Origin of the sequence: Prevotella sp. Sow4_E9_plate (assembly GCF_052116205.1) — a bacterium.
GTDB lineage: Bacteria > Bacteroidota > Bacteroidia > Bacteroidales > Bacteroidaceae > Prevotella.
Genome location: NZ_JBQKLN010000042.1, coordinates 23,291 through 34,936, shown reverse-complemented (window position 1 = coordinate 34,936; position 11,646 = coordinate 23,291). Strand labels below are relative to the sequence as shown.

Below are 11,646 nucleotides of genomic sequence, written 5' to 3'. Positions count from 1 at the left end.
ATCACTAAATTAACCACTTTATGATTCAGTACGTGTTAAAAAAGAACATCAATGAGAAGATGCCGAATGCCTATGGCAAGTTCTTCGCCTATCCGGTCATCACTCAGACCTGCGATATCTGCGTGACATGCCAACAAAAAAAGCATGGATTAAACTCCATGCTCTTTTTTGCTTTTATATTTAATCTTGTCAAAACCTTCACCATACACACCGATAACGGCACTCTGACTGACAAAGGCATGTGGATCTATCTCACTGATAAGACGGAAGATAGCAGGAGCCTGGCGCTGCTTGGCCAGCACGAACAGCATCTTCACATCCTGACCGGAATAAAAACCGCTGGCATTCACCACCGTTACTCCCCTATCAGCATCTACATTGATGCGCTTGCCTATCTCCTCATACTTCTGCGAAATGATAAAGAACTGTACGCTTCGTCTTCTGCTGTTTACCACCTGGTCGATGCAAAATGCCTGAACACAAAGGACTACATAACCATATAACACCTTCTCCCAATCGTGTACCACCAGATAGCTGGAACTGATGATGAAGATGTCGCATATCATAATCACTCTACCTAAGGAAATGTCGCGATACTTGTTGACGATGGCTGCGATGATATCCGTACCACCCGTACTTCCACCAACAGAGAAACCGAGTCCGATTCCGCAGCCACAGAAAACGGCACCCAGGAAAGCAGCCCATAAAGGTTGGTTTTCCAAAAGATGAACATCACCTAAACGGCTGGAGAAGAAAGAGGTCAGGATGGTTACCACTATAACGGCATAAACAGTCTTGACACAGAACTTTGCTCCCAAAATCTTGAACGCACATGTTAATAAGGTGGCGTTGACGATAAAATACGGAATTTGCACAGGGCAACCGGTTGCCCAATAGATAATACTGGAGATACCAGGAAGTCCGCTTGCTGTTACATTGGTTGGCAAGAGGAACACGTTCCATCCAATAGCGTAGGATATCATACCCATCGCAATCAAAACATAGTCTTGTACAGACTTCCACAAGGGTCGAGGAGAATTCATATTTAATTAATAGTTTATAATTAATAGTTTATAGGGCACTCTTACCAGAATTTCTTCTGCTGCTCTGACCACTCAAAGCCCTGAGTAGCCATTTTGGTTTCTAATGCTGCACGGTTCACATTGAAGTGATTACAAATCTCATCGAGTGTTTCAAACTCGTGGTCACGAAGCAGGAAGTTGATGGCGCTTACGAGCATCGGAACATCATTCATTGGTAACTTATCCATTTTTCAATTGATAATTAATAATTTATAATGTATAATGGAGGCACCATGCCTCTTTCGGGGTGCAAAGTTACTGCAAATTTTAGATAAAACAAAAAAAATCCCAGCAATCTTTTACCGATTGCTGGGATTTTTATAAATTATTGATGATTTACGCATTCACTGCAACTGAAATCCAGTCGAAGACGAATGAGCAAATACCGAATGCTACGATACCTACGGTGCAGATAGCAAGCGCCAACTTGGTTGAGCATGCGCTCTGGAAAGTAGGAAGCGGATTATCGCTGTGCTTGATGAACATAGCCTTCACGATGAGCAGGTAGTAGTACAAGCTGATAACAGTGTTTACCAACGCGATGAATACTACGCCGTATGCCCAGGCTCCCAATGTGGTGTGGATGTCGTGTGTACCAACTGCTGCCATGAACACGAAGAACTTCGAGAACATACCGGCGAAAGGAGGAATACCACCCAATGAGAACAATGCCAAGGTCATCAGGAATGCCAGACGTGGATTGGTCTTGTACAAACCATTGTAGCTGTCCATCTGAACTGTACCGTTGTTGTGCTCCTCAATAGATGAGATGATGGTGAAGACGCTCAGGTTGGCTACTACGTAAATCAATACATAGTAAGTCAGGGCGCTCACGCTCATCGCTGAGTTACCTACCACTGCCAACATGATGTAACCTGCCTGAGAGATAGAAGAGAATGCCATGAAACGCTTCAGGTCGCTCTGACGGATGGCAAACAGGTTGGCGATAGTGATAGAAAGTACAATCACGATGTAAAGCAACACGGTCCAGTACTCTACCATTGGCTGGAACACCTTCATGAGGATAGCGCAGAGAGTAAACGCTGCAGCACCCTTAGATACTACTGACAGATAACCTGTAACTGTAGTTGGTGCACCCTGGTATGAATCGGCTGTCCAGAAGTGGAAAGGAACCAAGGAAATCTTGAAACCGAGACCACTGAAGAAGAATACCATACCGGCGATGGTCAATGGTGATGCAGAGATAACCTTTGCGATATCATCGAAGTACAAAGTACCACAAGCAGCATAGAGCAGAGAGATACCGTAAATCATCACACCACTAGAGAAAGTAGCGGTCAAAATAAACTTAGCTCCTGCCTCAGCAGAATTGTGACGGTACTTATCGAATGCTACCAAGCAAGCCATTGGCACAGATGCCATTTCAAGACCGAGGAAGAACAGGAGGAAGTGGTTGGCACTAACCATCATGTTCATACCGAGCAAGGTAGAGATAATCAGCATATAGAACTCACCCTCCTTGAAGGCTGTGTCCTTGCGGCTCAACCACTCCTTAGCCTGTACCATCACGATGAGGGTACCCAGCGCCAGGATGGTCTTCAAGACACCGGCAGCAGGACCTGTTGTGTACATGCCGCCAAATGCCTCTGTGGCTTCTGTTGGGAAGATATTGATGACGATGTGAGCCACCATCAAGAGACATACCAGAGGATTGAACCACTTACGGTCTGCGCTCTTGGAACTGCAGAAGTCAGCAATGAAAGTGATCAACAGAACTACCATCAGGGTAGCTTCTGGAATCATATTTAAAAATTGACTGTAATTCATTTCTTCTGATATTTATTACATGATTACACTAAAGATAGGACCGACAGCGTCCATGATAATCTCCTCTGCCCAGAGTGGGAACATACCGAGACCAGCAACGCAGGCGATAAGACCTGCTACAGCGATACGCTCGTCCCAGGTAGCATCGTGAAGCTTCTCCAACTTTGGATTAGGAACCTTCTGATAAAGGATCTTACCAACACAACGCAGGATGTAAACCGCAGTTACAACGATTGAGGTACATGCAATGATGGTACATACGCGATGGAATGTATCTGCATTCTGGAAGGCACCTACGAAGATGGTCATCTCGGCTACGAAACCAGAGAAACCAGGCAAACCGAGGTTAGCCAAACCAGCTACTGCATAACCTACAGAGAGGAATGGAATAATCTTCATCAAACCACCCAGATAACGTACGTCACGTGTACCAGCCTGATGGTAAATCATACCGATAACGGCGAAGAAGAGGGCGGTCATCAAACCGTGAGACAACATCTGGAGGATTGCACCAGTAGCGGCTGTCTCGGTCATCATACAGAGAGCGAAGAGCACCATACCACAGTGAGATACTGATGAGTAAGCGTTGATGTACTTCAAGTCGGTCTGTACACATGCTGACAAAGCACCATATACGATAGAGATAGTAGTCAGTACGAGGAACACCTTGATCCAGAATCCGTGAGTAGCAGCTGGCAAGAGGAACATGGCGATACGGAAGCAACCGTAACCACCAAGCTTCATCAATACACCGGCGTGCAACATAGATACGGCTGTTGGCGCACTGGCGTGACCATCAGGAGACCATGTATGGAATGGGAACAGCGCACCGAGGATACCGAAACCGATGAAGAGCAATGGGAAGAACACGTTCTGCACGCTCTCAGGGATAGCGTGAGCACCATTGGTATGGTGAGCGATATCCAGGATTTCGAAGGTCTGAGCACCACTGTAGAAGTAGATTCCCAGGATACCGATAACCAAAAGGGCTGAACCACCCATCAACATCAAAGTCAACTTCATGGCTGAATACTCCTTTGCACCACTACCCCATACACCGATGAGGAGATACATAGGAATCAGCGCAACCTCATAGAACATGAACATGGTGAACATGTCGATAGAGATGAAGAAGCCATATACACCGATGCTCAGGAGTGTGAACCAGAGGAAGTATTCCTTCTTCATTGGCTCCATCTGCCAGGAAGCAAATGTACCTGTGAACACGATGATGGAAGTCAGGAGAATCATCACCACAGAAATACCATCCACACCGAGTGAATAGTTGATGTGCAATGGTTCAAACCAAGGCACACAGTAGGTGAAGAGCATCGGAGCTTGGTCGGCTGGCATTGTCTCACGAGCTTCGAGAAATGCAAACACCAAATAGATGGAGAGACCGAGCAATACGCTGGCACCTGCTACCATCACACCACGAACCTGCTTGTCGTTGCGTGCCAACCAGAGGCCGAGCAACATCAGGAGTGGTACTATGACGAATATACTTAAATTCATTTCTTTTCTATTTACTTAATTGTGAGACTTTCATTAAAGAAGTGCGAGCAGGCACAATGTCAATGCTACGGTACCGGTGAGGAACCAGATAGCATAGCTGCGAACATCACCACTCTGCCATGGGCGGATGGTTTCACCTGCCTCCTGTGTACCCCAAGCCATGAAGTTGAAGGTACCATCGATAACGCGACGGTCGAACCATGCGATTGGCTTTGAGAAGCAACCGAAGACAATCTTGTGGGTGAAGAACTGCCAAGCATCGTCGATATAGAAACGGTTCAAGGCTGCCTTGTGCAACTTAGGCATCTTCTTAGCCAAAGCGTCTGCCAATGGAGTCTTCTTAGGAGCATACATGTAAGTAGCCAGACCGATACCGATGATAGCAACGATAACTGATGTTGTTGCCACACTCATGTCGATATGGATATCGTAGCTCTGACCTGTAGCAGATACGAAGTGACCGAATGGAATCAAACCGCAGAGGCAAGAGATGATGGCAAGGAATACCAATGGACCCCACATCACGAAAGGAACCTCCTGTGGCTTGCGACGGTTCTCTGGATCCAGCTCATAGTAGCTCTGTCCCCAGAAGATGACATAGTAGAGACGGAACATATAGAATGCTGTCATACCAGCTACCACTGTCATGAACCAGCCCATGAATGGAGAGAACTGGAAGCAAGCTGAGATAATCTCATCCTTTGACCAGAAACCTGCGAATGGAGGAATACCTGCAATCGCCAAGCAACCGATGAGGAAGCAGATGTTGGTAATAGGCATATACTTGTGCAAACCGCCCATGTAATCCTTGAAGTTGCTGCCGATGATGACGATGATGGCACCAGAGCAGAGGAAGAGCAACGCCTTGAACATAGCGTGGGTAAACAGATGGAAGATACCAGCCATGTAACCCAAACCACCATGGTGGTTATCTACTGCGAAGCAAACGCCGAGCGCTACGAGCATGTAGGCGATCTGAGAGATAGTAGAGAAAGCCAGACCACGCTTGATATCACGCTGGCAGCAAGCTACGGCTGCTGCATAGAATGCGGTGAAGGCTGCAATGTAAGCTACATAGTGAAGTGTCTCAGGAGCATACTGTACCCAGATTGGGAAGAGGCTGGCTACCTGATATACACCGGCTACAACCATGGTAGCGGCGTGGATCAACGCAGAAACAGGAGTTGGACCCTCCATCGCGTCTGGCAACCAGATGTGCAATGGGAACATCGCACTCTTACCGGCACCACCGATGAACATGAGGAACAACGCTGTTGGCATTACCCAAGCTGCACCTGCCAAAGCAGAGTTGAGCTCTGGCTGAGCATTCAAGTCGTAGTTGAAGGTTCCTACATAGAAGCTGTAGAACAGGATACCGATGAGGAAGAAGAGGTCAGCGAAACGGGTTACGATGAACGCCTTCTTGCTGGCATGTACTGCAGCATGCTTTGGATAGTAGAAACCGATGAGCAGGTATGAGCAGACACCCACCAACTCCCAGAACAGATACATCTGGAAGATGTTGGTAGCTACTACCAGGCCCAACATTGACATGGTGAAGAGACTCAGGTAAGCGTAGAAACGCTGCATACCCTTCTCATATTCCTCAACCTTGTAGTTTTCATCACGCTCTGCCATATAGCCGAAGCTGTAGATGTGAACCATGAAGCTGACGGTCGTAATCACGATGAGCATCAATACGGAGATTGGGCTCAGGCGGAAACCAATGTTGAAGGTGAGCAACTCAGTAAACTTCAACCATGTGAAATTAAATACGGTAACAGTTGGGTACATACCTGTTGAGGCATCACGACCCACTGCAAAGAAGTACTCGTATGCTGTATAGACAGACATCGCGAATACACAACCCATCAATACGGTACCGATGAGTGCTGCTACCGGTCTTTTCATCTTCATACCCACAAGTCCCAGAACCAGGAAGCTCAGGAATGGCAGAAGAAGTATCAAAAATGCATAATTGTATTCCATTGTCTTTTAGAATTTCATGTTTTCAATACTGTTCACCTGGTCACTGTGATAGTTGCGGTAAACGTTGATAATAATAGCGAGCGCTACGGCTGTCTCGGCTGCTGCTACTCCGATAGAGAACAATGTGAAGAAGAAACCTTCCAACTGTCCTGGGAAGAGGATGCGATTGAACACAGCGAAGTTCAGGTCGGCTGCATTCAATACAAGCTCGATGGAGATGAGCATGGCAACGAGGTTACGGCGTGTACAGAAGCCATAGACTCCGATGAAGAACAAGAGTGCTGAGAGCACGAAGAAATATTGTACTGGAATCATTTCTTATCCTCCTTTCTTGCGATTAAGATACCACCGATGATACATGCCAACAGGAATACAGAGATAAACTCGAATGGCAATACATAGCCATACTTGTCAGCACCTACCAGTGCAGAACCTACCTTGTCCATTGGCACCTCGGTGTCGGCTACGGTTGCAGCCATATCAATAAAATGATTCTTCAACACGATGACTGCCAAGGTTACGAAACCAACGAGGCAGACGAGTGCGCGACCTACAATCCTGCTACCCTTGACATGCTCCACAAGACCCTGGAGAGTACGCTTTGATACCAACTGGATAGCGAAGACATAAAGCATGGTGATACCACCGGCATATACAGAAATCTGAGCTGCACCCAGATAAGTATAGTCGAGCAGGAAGAACATGCCTGCTACACCGAAGAGCACGAACAACAGGAAGGTTGCCGCACGCATGATACGCTTGGTGAACACGCACATGATGGCTGAGCCAAGAATGACTACTGCCAAGATGACGAACATAAATAAATTTGCTGTTATCATTGTCTAAAGTCCTCCTTACTTAGTCTTGGTGTTAAACTTACCGATTTCCAATGGGGCACCACCATCGATGAGGTTAGGAAGGCTTCCGCCCTTATAAACCTCCTTGTCAAGGTGCATCACCAACTTGTTGCGGTCGAAGACTGCATTCTCGAAATCGTTGACAAACTTGATTGCACCGAAGTTACATGCGTTCACACAGAGCTCACAGAACATGCAGTCGCCCAAGTCGTACTGGTAATCTACCAGCTTGCGCTTCTTCTTGCCTGTCTCTGGGTCCTCCACCATCTCGGTTACGATCTTGATGGTATCGTTAGGGCATGACTTCTCACACAATGTACAACCCACACACTTGTAAGCCTCGTTCTCATCACGAACGAAGACCAGGCGACCACGGAAACGTGGAGATACGTGGAGTGTAGTCTTGCGGTTCTCAGGATACTGCTCTGTGCTCTTTGGTGTGAAGTACTCCTTCATGGTAGTCTTCATACCGATAGCGAGGGTCTTCAAACCCGCTGCAATACCGCCGAAATATGAATTGTTAGACATACTTTTATTTTTTGTTTATTTGTTAAGAAATAACAGAAGTTTCAAGTTGTAGAACTATTGTCTTAACTCCTTAACTTCTTTAACTCCTTTAACTCCTTAATAATATTATCCGTGGAATCCGAATGCTACGCATACTGTCATCAAGATCAGGATGACCAGTGACAATGGCATCAGATACTTCCACTCCAACTTCAGAATCTGGTCGATACGCAGACGTGGGAATGTCCAACGTACCCACATCAGGAGCCATACAACGGCGAAGGTCTTACCGAAGAACCAGATGAAACCTGGAATAAGGTTCATCAGATTGTCGAAGCCCTCGATACCGATGTTCAATGGCGCCCAACCACCGAGGAATACGGTAGAAGCGATACCAGAAATCACGAAGAGGTTGAGGTACTCTGCCAGGTAGTAGAAACCGAAGCCCATACCAGAATACTCAGTGTGGTAACCAGCGGTCAACTCACTCTCAGCCTCAGCCAAGTCGAAAGGACCACGGTTAGCCTCAGCATTACCTGCTACGAGGAATACGAGGAAAGCCAGGATAGCAGGCACATGACCCTTGATAATCAACCAGTTCCAAGCACCAGTCTGTGCCTCTACGATACCGCTTACCTGCATGGTTCCGGTAAGAACTACTGCAGAAATCAGACAGAGACCGAGAGACATCTCGTAAGAAATCATCTGTACGGCACCACGCATGGCAGATACCACAGAGTACTTGTTGTTAGATGCCCAACCTGCGAGGAACACACCCAGCACGCCGATAGAACTTACGGCTGTGATGAGGAATACACCTACGTTGAAGTCAAGAATATGTGCTCCCTTGTTCCATGGAAGGAATGAGAAAGTACCTACAGAGGCAATGATCACGAGGAATGGTGCCATGTAGTAGAGCAGCTTGTCGGCTCTATCTACGGCGAAAATCTCCTTGATCAACATCTTGAGCACGTCGGCGAATACCTGGAAGATACCCCAAGGACCTACACGCATAGGGCCAAGACGGCACTGGAAGTAGGCACACACCTTACGCTCCATGAAGATAAGTACGATAGCAATGAGGGCGTATGCTGTCAAAATGCAGATACCCACGAGCACGCACTCTATCAGAATCGACAGGAAGTCGCCCAAACCCAAGGTCTGGCGAAGCAGATTGTCGATGAATGTTGTTACTATACTAAAATCAAACATAATTATCTATCAATATCAGGGATTACGAAATCGATTGCTGCACCTGTAGTGATGAGGTCGGCGATCTTCTGACCACGGAGCATTGGATCCAAGGCTCCTGTGAGTGAGAGACCCATCGGACGCATCTTCATACGGTATGGACTCTTGTCACCCTTTGAGTCGAGATATACACCAAACTCGCCGCTGGCACCCTCTACAGAGAAGTACCACTGTCCCTCTGGAACCTTGATGATTGGCTTCTGCTTGATGTAGTACTCACCCTCAGGAATGTTGTCGATCAACTGCTCGATGATGTCCAAGCTCTGATACAACTCCTGGATGTGTACATAGTAACGATCCATTGAATCGCAACCGGTAAGGGTGATTTCCTTCCACTCTACCTTGTCGTACATATCGTATGGATGACGCTTGCGGGTATCGTTCTTCCAACCTGATGCACGACCAGCAGGACCGGTTACGGCATAGTTGATACAATCCTCATAGTTCATTGGACCTACACCTTCGAGACGGTTGTGAGTAATCACGTTGTCACCGAATACGTCGAGGTATTCCTGAATCATCGGACGGAGATACTTGCAGAGGGTCTTCACGTTCTGAACGAAGTTAGGGTCGATATCTGCCTGCAGACCACCGATACGGTAGTAGTTCTGAATCAGACGGCCACCGGTTGTCTCCTCCATCACGTTCAATACGTGCTCACGGTCGCGCATACAGTAAAGGAATGCAGTCAAGGCACCCAAGTCCTGTGCGGTACAGCCGAGGTACAACAAGTGTGAGTCGATACGCTGCAACTCATCCATAATGGTGCGGATGTAGCGGATACGGTCTGAGAGTTCGATACCCATCGCCTCCTCGATAACGCCTACCAATGCGTGGCGGTGCATCATCGCAGAAAGATAGTTCAGACGGTCGGTCAATGCCAAGGTCTGTGGATAGGTCATGTTCTCCCACATCTTCTCGATACCACGGTGAATATAACCGAGGTGTGGATAGATGCGCTTCACGGTCTCACCATCAATAACAGTCTGCAATCGGAGCACACCGTGGGTAGATGGGTGGTTAGGACCGATGTTGACAACATAGTCGTTCTCATCAAAGCGACGCTTCTCTGTAGCTACCAGATGACCATCTGCACTAAGACTGTATTCTACAGTGAAATCATCCTCTGGCTCATCAGTACAAGGGAACTTGTTTGCCTCAGGACTCATATCGAAGTCCTTACGCAATGGATAGCCCTGGAAATCGGTGCGGAGGAAGAGACGGCGCATGTCTGGGTGACCCAGGAACTTGATGCCGACGAAATCGAAGACTTCACGCTCCAGGAGGTCAGCCACCTTCCAGAGATTGATAACTGTAGGAATCACATCACTGCCATCCACCTTCTTGGCGATGGTCTTTACCGAGCAGCGCTCGTTGGTCTGAGTATTCTCAAGAATATAGATACATCCGAGACCTTCCTCACCGAAGTCTTCACCGATGATGGTAACAAGGTAGTCGAAATGCTTCTCGTTCTTCAACTTCGCCATTTCAGAGGCGAAATTATCAAAACTCAATTCAATATTATTCAGTTTCATGTTCTTATACCTTATTATATTAATCAGTTAGACCTTTCTGAGGGTCGAAATCCTCAGGTACTTCAGTTACGATGATAGGCTCCTTGTGTCCGAGCTTCTCGCTGTCAGAGAGGTTCTCGTTGCTCAAGCCGCGAAGACCACCCTTGCTCATAGAGAGTTCCTTCTCATCCTGAGTCATCTTGTGGTTAGCACCACCGAAGAATTTCTCAACCTTTACCTTACGCTGCAACTGCATCATACCGTAAAGGATAGCCTCAGGGCGTGGAGGACAGCCAGGGATGTAAACATCCACAGGAACCAACTCGCTGATACCACGAACCACATTGTAGCTCTTCTTGAACGGACCACCAGAGATGGTACATCCACCCACAGCTACCACATACTTAGGCTCAGCCATTTCATCATACAAACGCTTGAACACTGGTGCCATCTTATTGGTAATAGTACCGGCACACATGATCAAGTCTGCCTGACGTGGAGAGTTACGGGTTACCTCGAAACCGAAACGGGAGAAGTCGTAACGTGCACAACCTACAGCCATGAACTCGATACCACAGCAAGAGGTACCGAAGGTCAAAGACCAGAGTGAGTTACTACGTCCCCAGTTGATGGCAGCATCGAGCGAACCGACTACCACGTTAGCACCACCCTCATTGAGCTCCTGCGCAATTTTCTCGAGGGTGTCATTGTCCTTAAACTCGTCGTAAGGAATACTCTTGATAGAGGCTCTTTTGTTTACTTCCATTCCAATGCTCCTTTCCGCCAAGCGTATGCAAGGCCAAATACCAATACCAACAGGAAGAACCCGATGCTCACGAGAGCCATAGGTCCAAACTGCTTAACGACAACTGCCCATGGGTAAAGCAATACTGTCTCGATGTCAAACATCAGGAAAAGGATGGCGAAGAGGTAGTAGCCGATGTGTGATGGCAACCATGAGCTGCCACGAGTCGGAATACCGCACTCAAAAGGTTCACCCTTTACCGGATTGTATGAACGAGGACCGATCAACTTCGCGATGACATAAGCAGCCACCACCAAGGTTACAGCCGTCAGCAAAACGGTGATAAATAGTGTAAAGTTCATAAAAATTGTTATAACGTTATTTATTTAATTGCTTCT

At 47.2% G+C, this 11,646-nt stretch carries 12 protein-coding genes; all 12 read right to left on the bottom strand.

The annotated features are described in order from the left end of the window. Window positions 1–149: 149 nt before the first annotated feature. Window positions 150–1,043: a YitT family protein gene (locus tag ACTQ53_RS13795; protein WP_441933564.1), complete on the bottom strand. Its 894-nt coding sequence runs from the start codon at window positions 1,041–1,043 to the stop codon at window positions 150–152. Between the two features lie 41 nt (window positions 1,044–1,084). Further along, entirely contained in the window at window positions 1,085–1,270 is a 186-nt protein-coding gene (locus ACTQ53_RS13790) for a DUF4250 domain-containing protein (RefSeq protein ID WP_089542938.1), read from the bottom strand. 148 nt (window positions 1,271–1,418) lie between these two features. Further along, complete coding sequence (locus ACTQ53_RS13785; protein ID WP_295346241.1) at window positions 1,419–2,870, bottom strand: NADH-quinone oxidoreductase subunit N; 1,452 nt, start codon at window positions 2,868–2,870, stop codon at window positions 1,419–1,421. Window positions 2,871–2,885: 15 nt separating this feature from the next. Next, complete coding sequence (locus ACTQ53_RS13780; RefSeq protein ID WP_118063202.1) at window positions 2,886–4,385, bottom strand: complex I subunit 4 family protein; 1,500 nt, start codon at window positions 4,383–4,385, stop codon at window positions 2,886–2,888. Between the two features lie 33 nt (window positions 4,386–4,418). Continuing rightward, window positions 4,419–6,374 carry an NADH-quinone oxidoreductase subunit L gene (nuoL, locus tag ACTQ53_RS13775; RefSeq protein ID WP_118081956.1) on the bottom strand — a complete coding sequence of 652 codons (1,956 nt, stop codon included), beginning with the start codon at window positions 6,372–6,374 and terminating at the stop codon, window positions 4,419–4,421. 6 nt (window positions 6,375–6,380) lie between these two features. Then, window positions 6,381–6,689 carry an NADH-quinone oxidoreductase subunit NuoK gene (nuoK, locus tag ACTQ53_RS13770; protein ID WP_006846356.1) on the bottom strand — a complete coding sequence of 103 codons (309 nt, stop codon included), beginning with the start codon at window positions 6,687–6,689 and terminating at the stop codon, window positions 6,381–6,383. Further along, the gene (locus tag ACTQ53_RS13765; protein ID WP_441933560.1) at window positions 6,686–7,213 is read right to left on the bottom strand and encodes an NADH-quinone oxidoreductase subunit J family protein; all 528 of its coding nucleotides are present in this window, start codon (window positions 7,211–7,213) and stop codon (window positions 6,686–6,688) included. The genes nuoK and ACTQ53_RS13765 overlap by 4 nt, the downstream gene beginning before the upstream one ends. A gap of 15 nt (window positions 7,214–7,228) precedes the next feature. Further along, window positions 7,229–7,759, bottom strand: coding sequence for a NuoI/complex I 23 kDa subunit family protein (locus ACTQ53_RS13760; protein ID WP_006846358.1), 531 nt, complete (start codon window positions 7,757–7,759; stop codon window positions 7,229–7,231). 105 nt (window positions 7,760–7,864) lie between these two features. Further along, the gene (gene nuoH, locus ACTQ53_RS13755; protein ID WP_006846359.1) at window positions 7,865–8,950 is read right to left on the bottom strand and encodes an NADH-quinone oxidoreductase subunit NuoH; all 1,086 of its coding nucleotides are present in this window, start codon (window positions 8,948–8,950) and stop codon (window positions 7,865–7,867) included. A gap of 2 nt (window positions 8,951–8,952) precedes the next feature. After that, window positions 8,953–10,524 (bottom strand): NADH-quinone oxidoreductase subunit C, encoded by a 1,572-nt coding sequence (locus tag ACTQ53_RS13750; protein ID WP_441933557.1) that lies wholly within the window; start codon window positions 10,522–10,524, stop codon window positions 8,953–8,955. 19 nt (window positions 10,525–10,543) lie between these two features. Next, complete coding sequence (locus tag ACTQ53_RS13745) at window positions 10,544–11,269, bottom strand: NADH-quinone oxidoreductase subunit B (protein ID WP_006846361.1); 726 nt, start codon at window positions 11,267–11,269, stop codon at window positions 10,544–10,546. After that, a complete protein-coding gene (locus ACTQ53_RS13740; protein ID WP_006846362.1) occupies window positions 11,260–11,610 on the bottom strand; it encodes an NADH-quinone oxidoreductase subunit A in 351 nt (116 codons plus the stop codon). Before ACTQ53_RS13740 ends, ACTQ53_RS13745 begins: the two co-directional genes overlap by 10 nt. Window positions 11,611–11,646: the final 36 nt, after the last annotated feature.